This is a genomic window from Arthrobacter sp. TmT3-37, assembly GCF_054510835.1.
The window spans coordinates 1-19,906 of record NZ_JBTNDU010000027.1 but is presented as its reverse complement, the minus strand read 5'-3'; the positions used below and the strand labels follow the sequence as shown (position 1 = coordinate 19,906).

The window sequence follows — 19,906 nt, the reverse complement described above, 5'->3', positions numbered from 1 at the left end:
GAAGAAAAACACAACCAAGCACCATCCAAAAAAAAAAACACAACCCCACCCCCCCGGCTTCCCCCCGCTTCTGCGTTCCGGACCGCGAGGGAGCGCGCTACCGACCTCCGGTCAGCGCGTGCCCTCGACGACCTCGCCGAAGGGGATCTCCTTGGACGTCTCGGCTCCCCGGTCGAGAGCCTGGTTGCTGATCAGGATGCCGTGCTTGCCCTCCGCGACGGACTGCTTCATGACCATCAGCACCGTCTCGGCGAAGCCCTCGTCCTGGGCTTCGAGATAGCTGACGTAGGCGGGTGGGAAATTCTCGGGAACTGTGAGCATGCACCCACGCTACCCGCCGCCGCCCACGCGTGCCGAGCGTTTTTCAAGCCCGGGGGCAGACCAATCGGTCCTTCTCAGCAACCAGCCCCGGGTGATAGACCATAAGTGTCCTTAGTATTCCGGCGCTGGCACCCGCGCCGGACGAACCACCGACATGACAGGGGATCTTCGTGACGCACGTACTCAAAGACCACGCCCATCTGTTCGAACGGCCCGGCCCATGGACCACCATCTATGTGGAGGGCAGCACCGGTACCGTGGACGGCCTGGCCAACGACGAGATCCTCCCCCGCAGCGTCGCCCAGGAGATGAAGGACGCCGGTGCTCCGGAACAGGACGTGGAGGCGGCGGTCGCCGCGCTCGGCACCACCGCGAAGGGCCTGCCCGACCCGGTGACGCGCTACCTCCTCGTGAACGACGGACAGGCCGTGGTCAACGAGTTCCTCCCCGGGAACCTGGTGGGCCTGACCGTGACCGCGACCGGCCCGATCCCCGACCTGACTCCCCTCGTCCGGCACACGCCCGAGGACTTCGCCTATATCGTGGCCGAAGTCGGGCACCACGGCGGTGAGGTGTACCTGCGGTATGCCGACGGCGATGAGGCCCACCTCATGGCGGGCGGACCGGACACGACGGTCGAGGGGGACACCGACCACACCCGCAAGCTCGGGAGCGGCGGCTGGGCGCACAGGCGCATGCAGCAGCATGCCGAGAAGGTCTGGAAGATGAACTCCCGCGAGGTCGCATCCGAGATCGACCGCATCGCTGCCGAGCACGACGCGCAGCTCATCATCGTGGCGGGTGACATCCGCGCCCGGCAGCTGGTCCATGACGAGGTGTCGCAGGAGTCCCGGGACAAGCTGAACATCATCGAGAGCAACACGCGCGCCGACGGCGCGGACGAGGAGACGTTCCTCGAGCAGGTCCAGCAGCTCGTGGCGCTCACGCTGGCCGACCGGCAGCACACCCTCCTGGAGCGTCTGGCCGAGAAGGAAGGCCAGGGCACGAGGACCTCCGCCATTGGTCGCGGAGCCGTCATCACCGCCCTGCAGCAGGCGCAGGTGGAATCCCTGCTCCTCGAGACCACGGCCTGGGACGGCGAGACCCTCCTGGCCCTCGATGCAGCGCCATGGGTAGCGGCGTCGGAGGCCGAGACCGCCGGTGCCGGCGTGCTCGGCCACGTGCCCGCCGTGGCCGCGCTGCTGCGCGCTGCCGCTCTCACGGACGCCCAGGTCACTATGTATCCGTCCGGCGCCCTCGAGGAGAAGCCGATCGCCGCCCTCCTCCGCTGGCCCACCGGCCCCGAAGTGCCGGCAGCGGTCTAGCCGGTGGCGGAGGACACGGCGGCCGACTTCCTCGTCCGCCACCTCACCGCATGGCGTGTGGACCGGATCTTCGGCTACAGCGGTGACGGCATCAACCCCCTGCTCGGTGCACTGCGGCGGGCAGGGGGTCCGGCCTTCGTGCAGGCGCGCCATGAGGAGGCTGCCGCCTTCATGGCCGTGGCACACGCCAAGTACACGGGCGGGGTCGGGGTCGTCACCGCCACCCAGGGGCCGGGCGCGGTCCACCTCCTCAACGGACTGTACGACGCACGGATGGACAGTGTGCCCGTCGTAGCGCTCGTCGGGCAGCAGAGCCAGACGGTGCTCGGGTCTGCGTACCAGCAGGAGATCGACCTCCTCAGCCTGTTCAAGGACGTGGCCTCCGAGTTCCGTCAGCAGGTGGCGGGCCCCGAGCAGCTGCCCATGGTCCTCGACCGCGCCTTCAAGACAGCTCTCGCGACGCGGTCGCCCGCCGTCGTCATCCTCCCGCACGACGTCCAGCAGGCTCCAGCTCCCAGGACACCCCATGAGCACGGCGTGGTGCCGTCGTCGCCCGTATGGTCCATGGGCTGCGTGTCGCCCCGGGAGACGGACCTGCATGACGCGGCGGCCGTCCTGAACGCCGGCCGGAAGATCGCGGTGCTCGTGGGGCAGGGCGCTGCCCATGCCCAGCAGGAGGTCCTCGCCGTCACCGAGCGGCTGGGGGCGGGCATCACCACGAGCCTGCTCGGCAAGCCCTACGTCGATGAATCGCTGCCCCACGCCACCGGCACCATGGGGCACCTCGGGACCACGGCGAGCGCCCACCTCCTGGGCAACTGCGACACCCTGCTCATCATCGGATCGAACGACCCCTGGACCGAGTACTACCCCGCGCCGGGCCAGGCCCGTGCCGTCCAGATCGACATCGACCCGAAAGCCATCGGCAACCGCTACCCCGTCGAGGTCGCACTGAACGGTGACGCGGCGGAGACCCTGACCGCCCTGCTGGTGCTGCTGCACGGCCAGCAGGACCACAGCTGGCGCCGGGAGGTCGAGGAGCAGGTGCGCCGATGGCACCGGATCGCCACGGAACGGGCCCTGGTGCCGGCCCGTCCCGTGAACCCGGAGCGCGTGGTGCACGAACTCGACGCCGTGCTGCCGGGCGACGCGCAGGTCGCGGTCGACGTCGGGAGCTGCGTCTACTGGTACGCACGGCAGCTCCGGCTGCCCCGCGGGGTGCCCGCCCACCTGTCCAGCACGCTCGGCTGCATGGGTGCCGGGGTCCCCTACGGGATCGCTGCGAAGCTCGCCCACCCCCGGCGCCCCGTCGTCGTGCTCGCCGGTGACGGCGCCATGCAGATGGCGGGTCTCGCGGAACTCGTGACCGTCGCGAAGCTCTGGCGCAGCTGGCCGGATCCCCGCTTCGTGGTGTGCGTCCTGTCCAACCGCGACCTCGCAGAGGTCAGCTGGGAGCAGCGGGAGATGGAGGGCGAACCCCGCTTCGAGGACAGCCAGGCCCTGCCCGACGTCGATTTCGCGGCGCATGCGCGCCTGCTCGGGCTCGACGGCGTGAGGGTGGCGGATCCGGAGTCCCTCGCCGACGCGTGGCGGCGGGCATTCGCTGCCGACCGGCCCTTCGTGCTCGATGTCGTCACGGACCCGGACGTACCCCTCCTCCCGCCCTTCCCTGCCGGAGAGGCCAAGCTGGACCCGATGCGGACCGCCCTGGCCGGTGAACCGGAGAGCGGGGCAGCCGCCCTGCTGCAGCGGTACGCCGAGATCGAGCAGGGACCTGAAGGGGCCTAGCACCGCCCATGGGAAGCGATCCGGCCAGGCCGATACGGTGGTTGCCGCCCGTCCCGGCCTTCGGTAGCGTCGAAATCCGGTGCGGGGCGCTGCCGACCCTCGTCGCCGCAGGGAACCAGAGGCCGCTGTGAGGAGAACCCCATGACCGACGTCGCCAGCCAGCCGCCCGCCGAGGGCGATGACCGCGCAGTACTGACCAACCGCCAGGGCCACCAGGTCTACGACAACCAGAATTCCCGCACGGTCGGGGCCCGGGGCCCGGCGACCCTGGAGAACTACCAGTTCCTCGAGAAGATCAGCCACTTCGACCGGGAGCGCATCCCCGAACGCGTGGTCCATGCCCGCGGGTTCGTGGCGTTCGGCGAGTTCGAGGCGACGGGGACGTGGGGCGACGAGCCCATCGCCGCGTACACGCGCGCGAAGCTGTTCTCCGAGCCCGGCAAGAAGACCGACGTCGCCATCCGCTTCTCGACCGTCATCGGCGGCAGGGACTCGTCCGAGGCGGCCCGCGATCCGCGCGGTTTCGCCGTCAAGTTCTACACCGAGGACGGCAACTGGGACCTCGTGGGCAACAACCTCGCCGTGTTCTTCATCCGCGACGCCATCAAGTTCCCCGACGTCATCCACTCGCTGAAACCGGATCCCATCACCTTCCGGCAGGACCCGGCGCGCATCTTCGACTTCATGTCGCAGACGCCCGAGTCCATGCACATGCTCGTAAATCTCTTCAGCCCACGCGGCATCCCGGCCGACTACCGCTCCATGCAGGGCTTCGGGGTGAACACCTACAAGTGGGTCAACGCGGACGGTGACACCAAGCTGGTCAAATACACCTGGCAGCCGCGGCAGGGGGTGAGGAGCCTCACCGAGGAGGACGCCGCGAACATCCAGGCGACGGACCTGGGCCATGCCTCGAGGGACCTCTACGAGGCCATCGAGCGCGGCGACCACCCGCAGTGGGACCTGTACGTGCAGCTGATGGACGACCGCGACCACCCCGAACTCGACTTCGATCCGCTCGACGACACGAAGACCTGGCCGGAACAGGACTTCGAGCCGAAGCTCGTGGGGACCATGACGCTCAACCGGAACGTCACCGACCACCACAACGAGAACGAGCAGATCTCCTTCGGCACGGGCGTGCTCGTGGACGGACTGGACTTCTCCGACGACAAGATGCTCGTGGGACGCACGTTCAGCTACAGCGACACGCAGCGCTACCGGGTGGGCCCGAACTACCTGCAGCTGCCCGTGAACTCCGCCAAGAACGCCCCCGTCCACACCAACCAGCGCGGCGGCCAGATGTCCTACGGCACCGACCTCGCTCCGGGGCAGAACCCGCACGTGAACTACGAGCCGTCGATCACCGGGGGCCTCCGGGAGGGCGAGTACCCCACGCATGACGAGCAGGGCCCGGAGATCTCCGGGCGCCTGACCCGCCAGCGCATCCCGCTCACCCAGGACTACCTGCAGGCGGGCCAGCGGTACCAGCTGCTCGAGCAGTGGGAGAAGGACGATCTCATCGCCAACTTCGTGACGCTGATCGGGCAGGCGGCCCGTGCGGTGCAGGAGCGCATGGTCTGGCACTTCTACCTGGTCGACGACGAACTCGGGGCCCGCGTCGGCGAGGGACTCGGGGTCGGCCTGGCCGACGTGAAGGACCTGCCGCCGCTCGCCAGCCAGACCCTTTCCGAGGAGGAGCTGGAGCGCCTGAAGAACCTGGGCAGCAACGGTCCGCGGGATGTCGAGGGCCTGACGATGACGCACTGCGTGCCGAACGAGCACGTCGTCGTCACCCGCTAGCCGGCCCCCGCGGCCGGGAGGCGTCGGTGCCTAGCGCCGGCGCCTCTCGGCTGCCTGCCGCCCGAGTTCGGCCACGGCTGCGGCCGCCACCACCAGGGACAGCGCGACGACGGCGAGCATCACGTACAGGAGGACGAGCGTGGTCATGGGCGACGACGCGGTGTGCAGGATCCGCAGACCGCCGAGCAGCCCCACGGCCCAGAAGACCCCGACTCCCGCGAGCGCGTAGGCCGCCCGTCTCCGCCCGCGATCGAACCCCATACCCCGGGCGCACTGCGCCAGGAGGCCCTGCCATTGATTCATACCTCAACTATGGAGGTGCGCCCGTGGCGCGACGCTCGCGGGCGAACGTCGTGTCCCTCACATTGACAGCGCCCCGGGGGGCATGCTGTGCGGCGACCGTGCCCGCCGGCCCGGCAGGCCGCTGCCCGGACCGGCATCAGCCGCCGGGAGTGCGCCGGAGCCACGACAGGAGCCGCCAGCCGCCCGTGACACCGGTGAGCGTCCGGTCCGGCTCGAACAGGTTGCCCGGCGCTGCCGCCGCCGAGCCCTTCTTCACCGCGAGCGTGCGGTAGGCGCGGGCGACCACCGGCTCGTACACGGCCGGTGCCAGCGCCCGGGCGTAGACGAATGCCGACTGGATCCGGCCCACCTGCACCAGGCGGCGGGGACGGCGCGAGACGCGGATGATCGCCCGGGCCACCCGGACCGGGTCCGTGACCGGCGGTAGCGGGCGGACGGGATGACCGGTGTAGTTCGCCGCATGCTGGTGGATGGGTGTGTCGATCGTGGCCGGCAGGACGGCGCAGACGTGGATCCCGGGCGCGTCCCTCAGCTCCATCCGGAGCACCTCCAGGAAACCGAGGAGCCCGAACTTGCTGGTGACATAGGGGCCGACGAGTGGCGAGGTGATTCTCGAGTAGACCGACGCGACGGACACCAGGACCCCCCGGCCCTGGGTGCGGAAGACCCGCAGGGCTGCACGCGCCCCGTACACCTGGCCCAGGAGGTTGACGTCGATGATCCGGTCGAAGACCTCCGACGGCGTCTGCTCGAAGGTGCCGAAGCTGTACAGCGAGGCGTTGCCCACCCAGACGTCGATACCGCCGAACGTGCGGACGGCGGCGTCGGCGAGGCGGTCGACGTCGTCCTCGGTGCCGACGTCCGTGGGCACGACGATCACCGCGGCCCCCCTGCCGCGGCACTCGGCGGCCACCGTCTCCAGCGTCCGCGCGTCGCGCCCGGCGAGGACGAGCCGGGCTCCGTCCGCCGCGAACAGTCGCGCCGTCGCCCGGCCGATACCGCTCGACGCGCCCGTGATGACCACGGTCACCGTGTCAGTCACCGTGTCAGTCACCGTGGCAGTCATCGTGCCTGTCCCGACCGGCCGATCATCACCGGCCCTGTCGCGGATCACCGTCCTTCGGGATGTCGGGATCGATCGAGTCGGCCTCCTGATGGTGGTGCGTCACCTTCTCACGAAGCCCCTGCGCATCCGTCTGCCTCTCCTGGGCCTGTCGGCGAAGCCGCTCGGCCTCGATCTCGGCACGCTGCGCCTCGGCTTCGGCCATCGTCGCCTTCGCCTCACGCTCGCGTGCCTCGAGTTCCGTGTTCTTCGCCTGCTCGCGCATCTCGGCGGCCCGGTGGCGGTCCTCTTCCTGCCGGCGCTCCCGCTGGGCGGTGCCCCGCTTGCGGAGCAGCAGTGCCACCAGGGCGATGACGGCAAGGAGGACGACGACCCCGACGACGATCCACACCACTTGACTCGTATCCATGACCGGCTCCTTCACTCGTTGGTGGCGCCCATGCGCCGGGGTGTCTAACCGCCGAAGCCGCCGAGGCCGGGGATCTTGCCCAGCAGATCCTTCGGGGTGATGCCGAACCGTGCGAGGAGGTCCGCGTGCAGCTCCGGATCCACCCGGTCCGGGAGTTCGGACCCTGCCTGGTCGGCGTGGTCGTCCTTGCCCTGGCTCTTCAACAGTTCGATGATCTGCGACTTGTCGATCTGCATTGCTGCCTCCTCGCGGTGTCCCGCATGATTAGTAAGCGTGCTTACGAAAGCATGGCACAGGGCCCTTCACTTGTCACTGGTACGGGGTGACCACCGACAATGGCTGCATGCCCCTCACCCTGACGCTGCTCGCCGACACGCACCTGCCCAAGCGCGCGAAGGAGCTCCCCGCGGAGGTGTGGGCCGCCGTGGAGTCCTCCGACGTCGTCGTGCACGCCGGGGACTGGACCGAGGAAGCCCTGCTGGACGAACTGGAGTCCCGCGCCGACCACCTGATCGCCTGCTACGGCAACAACGACGGCGACGGCCTCCGGGCGCGGCTGCCCCTGGTCGCGAGGGCGGAGCTCGACGGCGTACGCCTCGCCGTCGTGCACGAGACGGGCCAGAAGCAGGGGCGCGAAGCACGCATGGCTGCGCTCTACCCCGACGTCGACGTCCTGGTGTTCGGCCACAGCCACATCCCGTGGGACACCTCCGCCGACTCCGGGCTGAGGCTGCTCAATCCGGGCTCCCCCACCGACCGGCGCCGCCAGCCGTTCTGCACCTACATGACCGCCGTCATCGACCCACGCGGGGTCGAGGCCGAACTGCACCGGCTGCCGGCGCGCTAGCCCCGGACACGATCCCTGTCCAGAAAGAGCATCCGATGAAGAGCCTTCCCCAAAGACCTGTTCGGTCGGTCAACGATCCGCCTAGGGTTTCAGGGTGAGCACAGCGAGGACGGCAGGAACCGGGACCATTCCGACACAGCGCTCGAGCATCAAGTGGATACTGATGCTCGGCGCCCTCGCCGCGCTGCCGGCGATCACCACCGACATGTACCTCCCGTCCCTGCCCGTCGTGGCGGAGGACCTCGGGACGACGCAGGCCGCAGCGCAGTTCACGATGTCCGGCATGCTGATCGGGGCCGGCGTGGGCCAGCTCGTCATCGGACCGTTCTCCGACCGGTTCGGACGGCGCCTGCCGCTCCTCATCGGCATCTCACTGCACGTCGTGACGTCCGTCCTGTGCTCCATCACACCCGACATCGAGACGCTGATCGGGCTGCGGGTCTGCCAGGGCTTCTTCAATGCCGCCGCGTCGGTCGTGGCCATCGCCGTCATCCGCGACCGCTTCGTGGGCTCGGACGCGGCCAGGCTGCTGTCCCGGCTGATGCTCGTCATCGGAGTGGCGCCGCTCTTCGCACCGACCGTCGGGCAGGCCATCTCCGGTGCGTGGCAGTGGAGGGCCGTGTTCTACGCGCTCGCGCTGATCGGGCTCTTCCTCGTCCTGATCGTCTGGAGGTTCATGCCGGAGTCGCTGCCGCGGGACCAGCGGCGCCCGGGCAACCCGCGACAGGTCGCCGGGGGTTACGCGGCCCTGCTCCGCGACCGGCACTTCATGGCCCTCGCGGTGATTCCCGGCCTCGGGCTCGCCGTGATCATGAGCTACGTCGTCGGCTCCCCCTTCGTCTTCCAGGACGAGTACGGCCTCGACCAGGGACAGTTCGCCGCGGTGTTCGCGCTCAACGGCGCGGCGATCGTCGGTTCGGCCCAGCTCAATGCGGCCCTCGTGCGCCGCGCCGCACCGATCCGGGTCCTCAGGATCGCCGTGATCGTGCAGATGGTCTGCGCCCTCGTCCTCCTGGCCATCGCGCTCACCGGCTTCGGCGGAATCGTCGGACTCGTCGCCGGCCTGTGGCTCGTCCTGGGGACGCAGGGCATGATCCCCGCGAACGCCTCGGTCCTCGCACTGCACAACTACGGGCACATGGCCGGCACCGCCGCCGCCGTCATCGGCTCCCTCCAGTCCGGGGTGGCGGGACTCGTCAGCCCGTTCGTCGGTCTCCTCGGCGGCGACTCGGTGGCCATGGTGTGCGTGATGCTCGTCGCCGTGTCACTCACCCTGATGGTCCTCGCCGTCGGGACGCCGGCCTACCGCACGGGCGGCTGGCGCGAGCGCGACGGCATGGAACCGGGACCGACCACCTCGGCCGCCGGCACCGAGGAGCGCGAGGCGGAACAGGTGGAGGCCCAGGGCCCCGACCAGCGCGGCTGACACCGACACGTCCACGGGGCGTTCGGACCCCGACGCGGGAGCAGTACCTGACACACCGCCCGCACTCTGGGACAATGGAGCACCTGTGTTCGCGGCCGCCCATGACGAGAGGAGTGCCATGACCGTCCTGCAGATCGCCCTCCTCCTCGGCGCCGGGATCGTCGTCTGGTTGCTCGCGGTGGTCCTCATCGTCGTGTGGGTGATGGGGATGAGCCGGAACTCCGCGGTCGACGACGAGAAGTTCCGGCGTGATCTGGCCCGGGAGAGGCGCAGGGCCGAGCGCAGGGCCGCGGCGAAGGCGGACAAGACCTCCGCCTGATCGTCTCCGGTCCTGGTCCCACCACCACGGACAGGACTAGCATGGGGGTCCGCCGGTTCCCCGAGCCGCGATCCGTAGGAGGAGGTGGAGTCATGGTCCCTGACGTTGCGCAGTGCGCCGCCGCCCTGATCCGCCCCGCCTCCCTCCCTCTCCCGCACTAGCCGCGCCCGTGGGAGGCCCTCAGCAGAGGACCTACGTTGGACACTCTCGTGCAGTACGGCTTCACCGACCGCGTCGACGGTCTCTTCTCCTCCTTCGCACCCACGGCCGGCACACTGCCGGCCCGGGTCATCCGGGCCGATCGCGGCCGCGTCCTGCTCGCCCGGCCGCAGGGCCTCCTCCACCTCGACGGCGACGGCGGATTCGTCACCGGCGACTGGGTCGGGGTGCGGGACGACGGCGGGTCCCCGGCCGTCGTGTGTGCCCTGCCCCGCTGGTCCACCCTGCAGCGCAAGCGCGCCTTCGACCCCTCGTCCCAGGCCCAGGTCCTCGGCGCCAACATCGACCTGGTCGGCGTCGTCGTCCCCCTCGACCGGCCGCTGTCGACCAATCGACTCGAACGGACCCTCGTCGCGGCCTGGGACTCGGGTGCCGTGCCGATCGTCATCCTCACGAAGGCCGATCTGAGCACCCGGTTCGACGACGTCGTCGCCGAGACGATCGCCCGCGTGCGCGGCGTGGAGGTACTCACGACGTCGGCGGAGGCAGCCGACGGTCTCGAGGAGCTGCGCGGGCGAATCGGCACAGGGCAGACCCTCTCCCTTCTCGGGCCGTCCGGCGCCGGGAAGTCGAGCCTGATCAACGCGCTCACCGGCGAGGACCGGCAGGACACGGGAGCGGTGCGGGCCGGCGACGGCCGCGGCAGGCACACGACGACGGCGCGGGAGCTGGTTCCTCTCGGCGACGGCGCCGTCGTGATGGACACGCCGGGACTCCGGGGGTTCGCCCTGTGGGACGCCGAGGACGGGCTGTCGGAGGTGTTCGGGGACATCGAGGCGCTCTTCCCCGACTGCCGTTTCCGGGACTGCGTCCACGACCGCGAACCGGGCTGCGCCGTGCACGCGGCCATCGGGTCGGGCCTGCTGGAGGAACGGCGCTGGCTCAGCTACCGGAAGATGGAGCGCGAACTCGCGAGCCTCCGCCGAAGGCAGAGCGTCGCGGAGCAACGGCGACGCACGACGTCGTCCCATCGGCCGCCCCGCGATGCGGGGATGGGGAAGGACGACCGGAACCGGCCTGCGGACGATCGCTGAGCGGGACGCCGTCGAACTGTACGAAGCGCGCCGAGGACGCCGTCAGGCATGCGCGGCTGCAGCCGGCTGCCGAGACGGGCAGCTCTGACATGGCAGAACCCTCCTGCCGGGGGTTCTGCTGGTCAGGAGGGTTCGGATGGAGCCCCCTGTCGGATTCGAACCGACGACCCCCGCTTTACAAGAGCGGTGCTCTGGCCAACTGAGCTAAGGAGGCGTGCTGACCGGGCCAGCGGCGCCGCCGCCCTCCCGAGGGGGAGGTGACGCCAGCGCTCAATAAGGGTAGCCCAGCCCCGGCACCGCGGGAAATCAGCCGCGCGCATCCAACTGCGCCTGGACCGCCGTCTCTAGATCCTCGACGGCGTTCGGCACCACCTCACCGTTCACGTACACGGTGGGCGTTCCGCCGACCGCCGCGGCCTGTGCTGCCTCGGTCGTGTACTTCACCCAGGGCCGGAAGGTACCGTCCTCGACGCAGGACGAGATGTCCCCCGCGCCGGCATCCGCGGCGAGCGCCACGAGGCCGTCGTCGTCGAGCTCCCCCTGCTCGTAGTGCGCGAACAGCCGCTGGTTGACGTCGAAGTACACCTCGGGCGCGGAATCGGCCACACAGGCGACGGCGTTCGCAGCGCGGGAGGAGTACTCGGTGCTGCTGGTGCGGTCGAGGTAGGCCACGGTCCGGTACTCGAAGGTGATCTCGCCGCCGTCCAGCCACGAGAGGATCTGCTCGGAGTGCCGCGCCTCGAAGTCCGCGCAGTGCACGCAGTTGACGTCGACGTAGGCCACCACCTGCAGGGGGCCGTTGGTGACGGAGGTGATGCCCTCCGGCACCGTCCCCTCGGCGGCGGGCTCCCCGGGCAGGGTCGCGACGTCGACCGCGTCGGTCCCCGTCGGCGCCGTGTCCGTGCTCGACAGGAGCGTGATGCCACCCTGGGCATTGCCACCCTGTGGTGCCGGCCCGGCATCGGGGACCCGTCCTCGCACGGTGTCGACCACCACGAAGGCGATGACCGCGACGACGACGAGGGCTGCCACCACGACCCCCCACCGGGCGAGGAACCCGTTCCGGCGGTCCTTGCGCTGCTGCTCCTCGCGCGCCAGGCGCTCGCGTTCACGGCCGGCGGCGGCGCGTTCGGCTTTGGTCGGTTTGCGTGCGGGTGCGGGTGCCATCAGTCCTCTTCGTCGGCCGTGCGGTGGCGACAGTTTATCGGCCGTTGCTTCAAGCCCCCTGGGACGCCGGACCGCGGGGAGCACGACCCGATAGAGTCACGGGGAAGACCAACTACCGCGATGGAGCCCGTTTTGAGCGCAGCACAACCTTCGACCACGCCAGGGGTCATCCCGACGTTCTCCGCGGACGGCGGGTTCGGCGACTTCGACTTCATCGTCGTGTCCAACCGGCTCGCGGTGGACCGCGTCGTCGACGAGCACGGCGCCAGCGCGTGGCGCCGTTCCCCGGGCGGCCTGGTGACGGCACTGGCGCCGGTGATGGCGAAGGCCGACGGCGCCTGGGTGGGCTGGCACGGAGCTCCGGACGAGACGCTCGAGCCGTTCGACGAAGCCAACATGCGCCTCGTCCCGGTGCCGCTCAGCGCGGAGGAGGTGGAGCTGTACTACGAGGGTTTCTCCAACGCCACCCTGTGGCCGCTCTACCACGACGTCATCGCCTCTCCCGAGTTCCACCGCACCTGGTGGGATTCCTACCGCAGGGTGAACGAGCGCTTCGCGGAGGCGACCGCGTCCGTGGCAGCGGAGGGGGCGACGGTCTGGGTGCAGGACTACCAGCTGCAACTCGTCCCCCGGATGCTGCGGGAGGCCCGGCCCGATCTGAAGATCGGTTTCTTCAACCACATCCCGTTCCCGCCGCTGGAGATCTACGCACAGCTCCCCTGGCGCCGGCAGGTGATCGAAGGGCTCCTCGGCGCGGATCTGATCGGCTTCCAGCGCCCCAGCGACGCGAGCAACTTCCTCCGCTGCGTACGCCGCTTCAAGGGCTACACGATCAAGGCCCAGCAGGTGCAGGTGCCTGCAGGCGACGACGGCACGTCGGCCTACGTATCGCGGGCCGAGGCGTTCCCCATCTCCATCGACACCGCGTCCATCACCGAGCTGGCGCAGCGTCCGGACGTGATCGAGCGGTCGAAGGAGATCCGGCGCGAGCTGGGCGATCCGCAGCACATCCTCCTCGGCGTCGATCGCCTCGACTACACGAAGGGCATCGGCCACCGGCTCAAGGCCTACGGGGAACTGCTCGAGGACGGCGCCATCACGGTCGAGGACGCCGCCCTCATCCAGGTGGCCAGCCCGAGCCGCGAGCGCGTGGAGCAGTACCGGATCCTGCGTGAGGACATCGAGGGTGCCGTCGGCCGGATCAACGGCACGCACGACACCATGAAGAACACCGCCATCCGGTATCTCCACCACAGCTATCCGGTGGAGGAGATGGTGGCGCTCTATCTCGCCGCCGACGTCATGCTCGTCACCGCCCTGAGGGACGGCATGAACCTCGTGGCCAAGGAGTACGTCGCCGCCCGCACCGGCAACACGGGCATGCTCGTCCTGAGCGAGTTCGCCGGAGCCGCGGACACCCTCCGCCAGGCGATCCTCGTCAACCCGCACGATATCGACGGGTTGAAGAGCGCGATCATCTCCGCCATCTCGATGCCGAAGGCGGAAGCCATGCGGCGCATGCGGCTCATGCGGCGTCAGGTGGTCCACAACGACGTCGAGCGCTGGTCGCACGCCTTCCTCGACGCCCTCCACTCCGGGAGCCCCACCGATGGTGACTGATGCCGGGCTCGACGCAGCGCTCCGGGCCCTCTCCTCGACACCGCACCTGCTCGTCGCGCTGGACTTCGACGGCACACTCGCACCGCTGGTGGAGCGCGCCGAGGACGCCCGCGCGCTTCCGGCGTCGGCCGCGGCCCTCCGCGCGCTGGCCGCCCTCCCTGACACGACGACGGCACTCATCTCCGGCCGCGCCCTCGACAGTCTCCGGATCGTCGCGGAGCCTCCGGCCCAGACCATGCTCATCGGCAGCCATGGCGCCGAGACCTGGACCGGACCCGACGGCGCACCCCTGGCCCTCACCCCGGAACAGCAGGAGCTCCTGCGGCGAGCCGTCGACGTCGTGGAACGGACGGCGGCAGGGCATCAGGGGACCCTCGTCGAATACAAGCCGGCCGGCGTCGTCCTCCACACCAGGACCGCAGCCGACGACGTCGCCGATGCCGCAGTCGGCGCAGCGCGTACGGGGCTCGCGGAACTCGGGGAGCTGAGCATCACCGATGGGAAGCGCGTCCTCGAGATCTCGGTGGTCCGGGCGGACAAGGGCCAGGGACTCGCCCTGCTGCGGGAGTCGACGGGCGCCACGGCGGTCCTGTTCGCGGGAGACGACGTCACGGACGAGGACGCCCAGCGCACGCTCGGTCCGGGCGACGTCGGCGTGCGGATCGGGCCGGGCCCCACCGCCGCGTCCTTCACGGTCGATTCCCCGGAGGACTTCACCGCGGTCCTCGAGGAGCTGGTGGCCCTGCGGACGGCGGATGCGTCATCCCGGGGAACGTGTCATACTACGGAAGCGTGACCGACGTCACCGGTACTGCTGGCGGGTCGCGCACTCCAACTGAATATCTTTCCATTCACTACGGATCGTCGGGCACGTACCTGCCCGTGAAAAGGAACCAACACCATGGCAACGGTAACGTTTGACCAGGCCACGCGCCTGTACCCGGGCACCGAGAAGCCCGCCGTCGACAAGCTGAACATCGACATCGCCGACGGCGAATTCCTCGTCCTCGTCGGACCCTCCGGCTGCGGGAAGTCCACCTCCCTGCGAATGCTGGCCGGCCTCGAGGACGTCAACTCCGGTCGCATCCTCATCGGTGACCGCGACGTCACGGACGTCCCCCCGAAGGATCGCGACATCGCGATGGTCTTCCAGAACTACGCTCTCTACCCGCACATGTCGGTCGCCGACAACATGGGCTTCGCGCTCAAGATCGCCGGTGTCTCGAAGGAAGAGCGTGCGGAGCGTGTCCGCGAGGCCGCGAAGCTCCTCGACCTCGAGGACTACCTCGACCGCAAGCCGAAGGCACTCTCCGGCGGTCAGCGCCAGCGTGTCGCCATGGGCCGTGCGATCGTCCGTAACCCGCAGGTCTTCCTCATGGACGAGCCGCTGTCGAACCTCGACGCGAAGCTGCGCGTGCAGACCCGCACCCAGATCGCCTCGCTGACCCGCCGCCTCGGAGTCACCACGGTGTACGTGACGCACGACCAGGTCGAAGCCATGACCATGGGTGACCGTGTCGCGGTCCTCAAGGACGGAATCCTCCAGCAGGTCGACACCCCCCGCAACCTCTACGAGCGTCCGAAGAACGTCTTCGTGGCCGGCTTCATCGGCTCTCCCGCGATGAACCTCCTCGAACTGCCCGTGGCCGACGGCGGCGTCCTCTTCGGTGGCATCGTCTACCCGGTCCCGAGCAGCGTCCTGGACGCGGCCGCCGGCAACACCGTCACCCTGGGTGTCCGTCCCGAGGACCTCGTCCTCAGCAGCACCGGCGAGGGCCTGCAGGTCGAGGTCGACGTCGTCGAGGAACTCGGCGCCGACGCCTACATCTACGGTCACACCACGCTCGACGGCAAGGACCACGACATGGTCGTCCGCGTCGACGGCCGCCGCCCGCCGATGAAGGGTGACAGCGTCTATGTCCGCCCCGAGCAGGGCCACGTGCACCTGTTCGACACGACGAGCGGTCTCCGCCTGGCAGAGACGGTCTAGCTCCTCGCGGACTGCGCACCACGTACGACGACGGCGGTGGCTTCGCCGGGCATCCCCTGGATACCCGGCGGACGCCACCGCTTCGTTTAACGGCAACTACCCTTGAACCAGGACCATCCCAGCCCTACCTCGAAGGCAGCACCATGACAGAGACCTCGAACGCCCAGTGGCATGACGAGCCGACGGACTACGACCAGACCGGCAAGCTGCCGCGGCTGCGGCCCGCTTCCGCGGAGGCCCCGAGTCTCGGGTCCCTGAACATCACGGCGGCAGCCACCGACCCGGAACTCCTCGACCTCCCCTGGCACATCGCCCTCGAGGAGTGGCCCGCGAGTGCACTCGCCGCGCTCCCGCGCGGCATCTCCCGGCACATCGTGCGCTTCGCCCATCTCGGCGGGTCCGTGATCGCCGTCAAGGAGACCAGCGAGCACATCGCCCGCCACGAGTACCACATGCTCCGCAAGCTCCAGCGCCTGGATGTGCCGTGTGTCGAACCCGTCGCCGTCATCTCCGGCCGCACCACGCCCGAGGGGGAGGACCTCGACCCGGTCCTCGTCACCCGGCACCTCAAGTTCTCGCTGCCCTACCGTGCCCTGTTCTCGCAGACCCTCCGCCGGGACACCCTGACGCGCCTCATCGACGCACAGGCGCTGCTCCTCGTACGCCTCCACCTTATCGGCTTCTACTGGGGCGACGTCTCACTGTCGAACACGCTGTTCCGCCGTGATGCCGGTTCCTTCGCGGCCTATCTGGTCGACGCCGAGACAGGTGAGCTCTACCCGGAGCTGTCGACCGGCCAGCGGGAGTACGACCTCGAGATCGCGCGCGTGAACATCGCAGGCGAGCTGATGGACCTCGCCGAGGGCGGACTCATCGAGGAGAAGGTGGACCCGCTCGCGACGAGCGAGCTGATCATGGACAGTTACCGCCGCCTCTGGAGCGAGCTGACCGAGAAGGAGTCCTTCGAGCTCGGCGAACGCTGGCGGGTGGGCGCTCGTATCCGGCGGCTCAACGAGCTAGGGTTCGACGTCGAGGAGTACGCGATCAAGACGGCCGCGAACGGCACGCAGATCCAGCTGCAGCCCAAGGTCGTCGATGCCGGACACCACAGCCGTCGTCTGCTCCGGCTGACAGGCCTCGATGCGCAGGAGAACCAGGCGCGGCGCCTCCTGAACGACATGGACGCCTACCGCGCAGACAACAACCCCACCCTGGACGAGGAGTTCAGCGCCCACCTATGGGTGAACGAGGTGTTCGAACCCATCGTCCGCGCCGTTCCACGCGAGCTCGGCGGGAAGCTCGAGCCCGCCGAGGTGGTGCACGAGGTGCTGGAACACCGGTGGTACATGTCCGAGCGCGAGGACCGGAACGTACCGATGGCCGAAGCCGTGCAGTCCTACCTCGACGACGAATTGCGGCACCGGCGCGACGAGGCGGAGATCATGCTGACGGCCGATGCCAGGACCATCGGCATCGACGAGGACTCGGAGTACGGGGACAACTAGGCATAAGGAAAGGACCGGCAGCACGACGGCTGCCGGTCCTTCGTCATGCTGGATCCGCTACGGGCACTCGACCGGCTGGCCCTGTACCGTGACCGGCGTACCTGTCGGCTGGCCCTCGCACGCCTGGATGATCTGCTGGGCAAGATCCGCCGCGAAGCTGGCGATCACGATGATCAGGACCGTCCAGAGAATCGTCAGGAGCGCCCCGACGATGATCCCGGCCAGGGCGAGTCCGTTGCCCATGCCGGCCTTTCGCGACTTCACGAAGGCGACAATGCTGACGATGAGGCCGATCGGCGCGAGGAAGATGGCGAGAATGAGACCGACGATCCCGAGCGTCCGGCCCGGGTTCTCTGCGGGCTGCCCCTGGTAACCCTGCTGGCCGGGGTAGTTGCCCGAGCCCGACCCGTACTGGCCCTGCTGGCCGTAGGGCGATGCAGACTGCTGTCCGTACGATCCCTCGTTCTGGCCGTACTGCGGCTGGTTCTGGCCGTACTGCGGCTGGTTCTGGCCGTATTGCGGCTGGTTCTGCTGGCCGTAGGGCGAGTTGCCCTGCGATCCGGGATTGTTGTCAGACATGCTGCCCCCAGGGGAAGAGATGGAAAAAGACGGAGTTTTCCGGCAATTTCTTGAACAGTATCACTGGGCGACAGGCGGCATCCGGAACTGCGGCGCAACAATCAGGAGACGATCGCCTTCCCCGGATTCAGGATGCCGAGCGGATCGAAGACCTGCTTGATCCGCGCCTGCAGCTCCAGGATCTCCGACGACTGTTCCCAGGCCAGCCACCTGCGCTTGTACTGCCCGACGCCGTGTTCGCCCGTGATCGTCCCGCCGAGGTCGAGGGCACGCCGCACCGACTCGTCCAGCGCATCCTCGAGCCGCTGCCGTGCCTGCTCCCCCTCGCTGCGCTCCACCCAGAACGTCGGGTGGAGGTTGCCGTCCCCGGCGTGGGCGACCACCTTCAGCCGGACCCGATGGCGCACGGCCATCGCCTCCAGATCGGCCACATAGTGGACCAGTCGGGACTTGGGCACCGCAACGTCCTCGCCAACCCGGTACAGGTCGTCGACTTCGTCCCCGCGGCTGTGCCGCCGCAGGTCCACGAGGCGGTCGGCCTCTTCCGACCCTTCGTCGCTGACGCTCGCTCCCAGCGCGGCCAGGGCCGATCTGATGGCCTCGGCCTCGGCTGCCGCCCCGTAGCCGTCGGTCCGGACAAGGAGGAGTGACCCACCCCGTCGCCGGAGGTCCGAGCCGTGGGCGCCGTCGAGCGCTTCGAGGGTACGACCATCGAGGAGCTCGAGGATCGCGGGCTGCACACGGGCACGACCTATCGCGAGGACGCCGGCCGCTGCCTGCGGGAAGTCGTCGAAGAAGGCCGCCAACGTGTGCACCTCGCGCGGCAGGTACCGCAATCGGACTGTGATGCCCACGATCACTCCCAGTGTCCCCTCGGATCCGGTCATGAGGGCGGTCAGGTCGTATCCCGCAACACCCTTGAACGTCCGGTGCCCCGTCGAGACGAGGGTGCCGTCGGCGAGGACGACGTCGAGGGCGAGGACCGAGTCCCGGGTCACGCCGTACTTGGCGCAGCGGAGCCCCCCGGCATTCGTCGCGACATTCCCACCGATGGTCGACCAGCGGTAACTCGCCGGGTCCGGGGCGTACATCAGGCCGTGCTCTGCGACAGCCGCGTTGAGGTCGGCATTGATCACGCCCGGCTCGACGACGGCGGTCTCGTCGTCGGGGTTCACCTCGACGATCCTGGTCATGAGTTCGAGCGACAGGACCACGCTGCCCGGCGTCGCGTGCGCTCCGCCGGAGACGCCGGAGCCGGCACCACGGCTGACGACGGGCACAGTGTGGCGGGTGGCCCATCGCAGCAGTGCCTGCACGTCCTCGACGGAACGCGCTCGGACGACCGCGCTGGGCAGGGTGGGGTGCAGGACCGGCCCCTGATCACGGGAGTATGCCAGCAGGTCGGCGGAGGTCATCGACACCCGGCCGGGCAGGGTCGCCGTCAGCTCGTCGAGGAGCGAGGCGTGCATCATGATCCGCCCATGAAGCGCCGGTACCGAGCGAGGGTGTCGGGCCAGAATCTCGTGTAGAACTCGTAGAGGTCCTGCGGATCGGCGGCCGTCCAGCCGCTGTGGATCAGTGTCAGGCGCGTTCCGACCGGTGCGTCGTCCGTTCGGCCGTCCCCAGCGGTGCGGTCTCCACCCGGGCGGTCCAGCGCGTCTTCGACGACCTCCGCCATCTCCATCCGCACCTGCGTGGCCGACGTGGAGCCGACGTGCTTCCAGCGAAGCTCGAGCCATTGTCCTGGCTGCCCGTCGACCATCTCACCCCAGACGTTCTCGTCATCCTGCGAGGACGTCTCCACGAGGGCGTTGTCCTCCAGATCGAAGAAACTGTCCTCTCCCCATCGGCTCAGCTCCCCCGCGGGCCACCACAGATGCAGGTGCTCGGTCAGTCCGGCCCAGGCATGATCACGGGGAGCCGGCACGGAGACTTCCACGTGCAACGCCGCCCGCTCGGCCGACTCCGTCGCCGAGGAGGGGTGTGAGAACAATCCACTCATGGTTCGACCCTACCGCTGTGGGGTGGCCGTCCGGTGCCTGCGTCTGCCACCGGGGTGTGGATCGGGGTGTGTGGTTTTAAGTGGGGAAGGCCCCGCACCTGGTGGTGCGGGGCCTTCCCGTTGGAGTGTTGTCCGGCGGTGTCCTACTCTCCCACACTCTCTCGGGTGCAGTACCATCGGCGCTGT

At 69.2% G+C, this 19,906-nt stretch carries 20 protein-coding genes and 1 tRNA gene; 11 read left to right on the top strand and 10 right to left on the bottom strand.

Translation table 11 applies throughout. The features are described from left to right. Positions 1 to 111 precede the first annotated feature (111 nt). Positions 112 to 321 carry a hypothetical protein gene (locus ACX80U_RS19010; protein ID WP_133083144.1) on the bottom strand — a complete coding sequence of 70 codons (210 nt, stop codon included), beginning with the start codon at positions 319 to 321 and terminating at the stop codon, positions 112 to 114. A 170-nt stretch (positions 322 to 491) separates the two neighbouring features. Here ACX80U_RS19010 and ACX80U_RS19005 point away from each other — a divergent pair, with 170 nt between their 5' ends. The 3 genes from ACX80U_RS19005 to ACX80U_RS18995 all read left to right on the top strand — a co-directional run bounded on the left by ACX80U_RS19005 (position 492) and on the right by ACX80U_RS18995 (position 5,237). After that, positions 492 to 1,646, top strand: coding sequence for a baeRF2 domain-containing protein (locus ACX80U_RS19005; RefSeq protein ID WP_459269525.1), 1,155 nt, complete (start codon positions 492 to 494; stop codon positions 1,644 to 1,646). Positions 1,647 to 1,649: 3 nt separating this feature from the next. After that, the gene (locus ACX80U_RS19000) at positions 1,650 to 3,434 is read left to right on the top strand and encodes a thiamine pyrophosphate-requiring protein (RefSeq protein ID WP_459269524.1); all 1,785 of its coding nucleotides are present in this window, start codon (positions 1,650 to 1,652) and stop codon (positions 3,432 to 3,434) included. 141 nt (positions 3,435 to 3,575) lie between these two features. Continuing rightward, positions 3,576 to 5,237, top strand: a complete 1,662-nt coding sequence (locus tag ACX80U_RS18995; RefSeq protein ID WP_459269523.1) for a catalase — start codon at positions 3,576 to 3,578, stop codon at positions 5,235 to 5,237. Positions 5,238 to 5,267: 30 nt separating this feature from the next. Here ACX80U_RS18995 and ACX80U_RS18990 read toward each other — a convergent pair whose 3' ends face one another. The 4 genes from ACX80U_RS18990 to ACX80U_RS18975 form a co-directional block, all read right to left on the bottom strand. Then, a complete protein-coding gene (locus ACX80U_RS18990; protein ID WP_133083140.1) occupies positions 5,268 to 5,540 on the bottom strand; it encodes a hypothetical protein in 273 nt (90 codons plus the stop codon). Between the two features lie 136 nt (positions 5,541 to 5,676). After that, positions 5,677 to 6,594: an SDR family oxidoreductase gene (locus tag ACX80U_RS18985; RefSeq protein WP_459269522.1), complete on the bottom strand. Its 918-nt coding sequence runs from the start codon at positions 6,592 to 6,594 to the stop codon at positions 5,677 to 5,679. A 37-nt stretch (positions 6,595 to 6,631) separates the two neighbouring features. Next, positions 6,632 to 7,012: an SPFH domain-containing protein gene (locus ACX80U_RS18980; RefSeq protein ID WP_133083138.1), complete on the bottom strand. Its 381-nt coding sequence runs from the start codon at positions 7,010 to 7,012 to the stop codon at positions 6,632 to 6,634. Positions 7,013 to 7,056: 44 nt separating this feature from the next. Further along, positions 7,057 to 7,248 carry a hypothetical protein gene (locus ACX80U_RS18975; RefSeq protein ID WP_133083137.1) on the bottom strand — a complete coding sequence of 64 codons (192 nt, stop codon included), beginning with the start codon at positions 7,246 to 7,248 and terminating at the stop codon, positions 7,057 to 7,059. Positions 7,249 to 7,355: 107 nt separating this feature from the next. Between ACX80U_RS18975 and ACX80U_RS18970 the strand changes: the two genes are divergently transcribed. From ACX80U_RS18970 to rsgA, 4 genes are all read left to right on the top strand, one after another. Next, the gene (locus tag ACX80U_RS18970) at positions 7,356 to 7,859 is read left to right on the top strand and encodes a YfcE family phosphodiesterase (protein ID WP_133083136.1); all 504 of its coding nucleotides are present in this window, start codon (positions 7,356 to 7,358) and stop codon (positions 7,857 to 7,859) included. Between the two features lie 94 nt (positions 7,860 to 7,953). Next, the gene (locus tag ACX80U_RS18965; protein WP_459269521.1) at positions 7,954 to 9,285 is read left to right on the top strand and encodes a multidrug effflux MFS transporter; all 1,332 of its coding nucleotides are present in this window, start codon (positions 7,954 to 7,956) and stop codon (positions 9,283 to 9,285) included. A gap of 118 nt (positions 9,286 to 9,403) precedes the next feature. Further along, the gene (locus tag ACX80U_RS18960; RefSeq protein WP_459269520.1) at positions 9,404 to 9,604 is read left to right on the top strand and encodes a hypothetical protein; all 201 of its coding nucleotides are present in this window, start codon (positions 9,404 to 9,406) and stop codon (positions 9,602 to 9,604) included. Between the two features lie 197 nt (positions 9,605 to 9,801). Beyond that, entirely contained in the window at positions 9,802 to 10,857 is a 1,056-nt protein-coding gene (gene rsgA / locus ACX80U_RS18955; protein WP_459269519.1) for a ribosome small subunit-dependent GTPase A, read from the top strand. A gap of 137 nt (positions 10,858 to 10,994) precedes the next feature. On the opposite strand, the gene ACX80U_RS18950 is transcribed toward rsgA, so the two are convergent. Both ACX80U_RS18950 and ACX80U_RS18945 read right to left on the bottom strand, forming a co-directional pair. Beyond that, positions 10,995 to 11,071, bottom strand: a tRNA-Thr gene (locus ACX80U_RS18950). 92 nt (positions 11,072 to 11,163) lie between these two features. Then, positions 11,164 to 12,024, bottom strand: a complete 861-nt coding sequence (locus ACX80U_RS18945) for a DsbA family protein (protein ID WP_459269518.1) — start codon at positions 12,022 to 12,024, stop codon at positions 11,164 to 11,166. Positions 12,025 to 12,144: 120 nt separating this feature from the next. Between ACX80U_RS18945 and ACX80U_RS18940 the strand changes: the two genes are divergently transcribed. From ACX80U_RS18940 to ACX80U_RS18925, 4 genes are all read left to right on the top strand, one after another. Further along, positions 12,145 to 13,644, top strand: coding sequence for a trehalose-6-phosphate synthase (locus ACX80U_RS18940; protein WP_133083132.1), 1,500 nt, complete (start codon positions 12,145 to 12,147; stop codon positions 13,642 to 13,644). Beyond that, entirely contained in the window at positions 13,634 to 14,440 is an 807-nt protein-coding gene (gene otsB, locus ACX80U_RS18935) for a trehalose-phosphatase (protein ID WP_459269517.1), read from the top strand. The genes ACX80U_RS18940 and otsB overlap by 11 nt, the downstream gene beginning before the upstream one ends. Before the next feature lie 105 nt (positions 14,441 to 14,545). Beyond that, complete coding sequence (locus tag ACX80U_RS18930) at positions 14,546 to 15,634, top strand: ABC transporter ATP-binding protein (protein ID WP_133083130.1); 1,089 nt, start codon at positions 14,546 to 14,548, stop codon at positions 15,632 to 15,634. Positions 15,635 to 15,777: 143 nt separating this feature from the next. Further along, positions 15,778 to 17,139: a DUF4032 domain-containing protein gene (locus tag ACX80U_RS18925; protein ID WP_208740546.1), complete on the top strand. Its 1,362-nt coding sequence runs from the start codon at positions 15,778 to 15,780 to the stop codon at positions 17,137 to 17,139. 57 nt (positions 17,140 to 17,196) lie between these two features. On the opposite strand, the gene ACX80U_RS18920 is transcribed toward ACX80U_RS18925, so the two are convergent. The 3 genes from ACX80U_RS18920 to ACX80U_RS18910 all read right to left on the bottom strand — a co-directional run bounded on the left by ACX80U_RS18920 (position 17,197) and on the right by ACX80U_RS18910 (position 19,720). After that, positions 17,197 to 17,718 (bottom strand): DUF4190 domain-containing protein, encoded by a 522-nt coding sequence (locus tag ACX80U_RS18920; protein ID WP_133083128.1) that lies wholly within the window; start codon positions 17,716 to 17,718, stop codon positions 17,197 to 17,199. A 101-nt stretch (positions 17,719 to 17,819) separates the two neighbouring features. Next, on the bottom strand, positions 17,820 to 19,187 hold the full coding sequence (locus ACX80U_RS18915; RefSeq protein WP_459269526.1) for an FAD-binding oxidoreductase: 1,368 nt from the start codon (positions 19,185 to 19,187) through the stop codon (positions 17,820 to 17,822). Beyond that, entirely contained in the window at positions 19,187 to 19,720 is a 534-nt protein-coding gene (locus tag ACX80U_RS18910; protein ID WP_459269516.1) for an SRPBCC family protein, read from the bottom strand. The genes ACX80U_RS18915 and ACX80U_RS18910 overlap by 1 nt, the downstream gene beginning before the upstream one ends. Between the last annotated feature and the right edge of the window lie 186 nt (positions 19,721 to 19,906).

Excerpts from the sequence above, each read along its gene's own strand:
- ACX80U_RS19010 (WP_133083144.1), bottom strand. The coding sequence starts at position 321 with ATGCTCACAGTTCCCGAGAATTTCCCACCCGCCTACGTCAGCTATCTC.
- ACX80U_RS18995 (WP_459269523.1), top strand. The coding sequence starts at position 3,576 with ATGACCGACGTCGCCAGCCAGCCGCCCGCCGAGGGCGATGACCGCGCA.
- ACX80U_RS18990 (WP_133083140.1), bottom strand. The coding sequence starts at position 5,540 with ATGAATCAATGGCAGGGCCTCCTGGCGCAGTGCGCCCGGGGTATGGGG.
- ACX80U_RS18980 (WP_133083138.1), bottom strand. The coding sequence starts at position 7,012 with ATGGATACGAGTCAAGTGGTGTGGATCGTCGTCGGGGTCGTCGTCCTC.
- ACX80U_RS18975 (WP_133083137.1), bottom strand. The coding sequence starts at position 7,248 with ATGCAGATCGACAAGTCGCAGATCATCGAACTGTTGAAGAGCCAGGGC.
- ACX80U_RS18970 (WP_133083136.1), top strand. The coding sequence starts at position 7,356 with ATGCCCCTCACCCTGACGCTGCTCGCCGACACGCACCTGCCCAAGCGC.
- ACX80U_RS18960 (WP_459269520.1), top strand. The coding sequence starts at position 9,404 with ATGACCGTCCTGCAGATCGCCCTCCTCCTCGGCGCCGGGATCGTCGTC.
- ACX80U_RS18945 (WP_459269518.1), bottom strand. The coding sequence starts at position 12,024 with ATGGCACCCGCACCCGCACGCAAACCGACCAAAGCCGAACGCGCCGCC.
- ACX80U_RS18940 (WP_133083132.1), top strand. The coding sequence starts at position 12,145 with ATGGAGCCCGTTTTGAGCGCAGCACAACCTTCGACCACGCCAGGGGTC.
- otsB (WP_459269517.1), top strand. The coding sequence starts at position 13,634 with ATGGTGACTGATGCCGGGCTCGACGCAGCGCTCCGGGCCCTCTCCTCG.
- ACX80U_RS18930 (WP_133083130.1), top strand. The coding sequence starts at position 14,546 with ATGGCAACGGTAACGTTTGACCAGGCCACGCGCCTGTACCCGGGCACC.
- ACX80U_RS18925 (WP_208740546.1), top strand. The coding sequence starts at position 15,778 with ATGACAGAGACCTCGAACGCCCAGTGGCATGACGAGCCGACGGACTAC.
- ACX80U_RS18920 (WP_133083128.1), bottom strand. The coding sequence starts at position 17,718 with ATGTCTGACAACAATCCCGGATCGCAGGGCAACTCGCCCTACGGCCAG.
- ACX80U_RS18915 (WP_459269526.1), bottom strand. The coding sequence starts at position 19,187 with ATGCACGCCTCGCTCCTCGACGAGCTGACGGCGACCCTGCCCGGCCGG.
- ACX80U_RS18910 (WP_459269516.1), bottom strand. The coding sequence starts at position 19,720 with ATGAGTGGATTGTTCTCACACCCCTCCTCGGCGACGGAGTCGGCCGAG.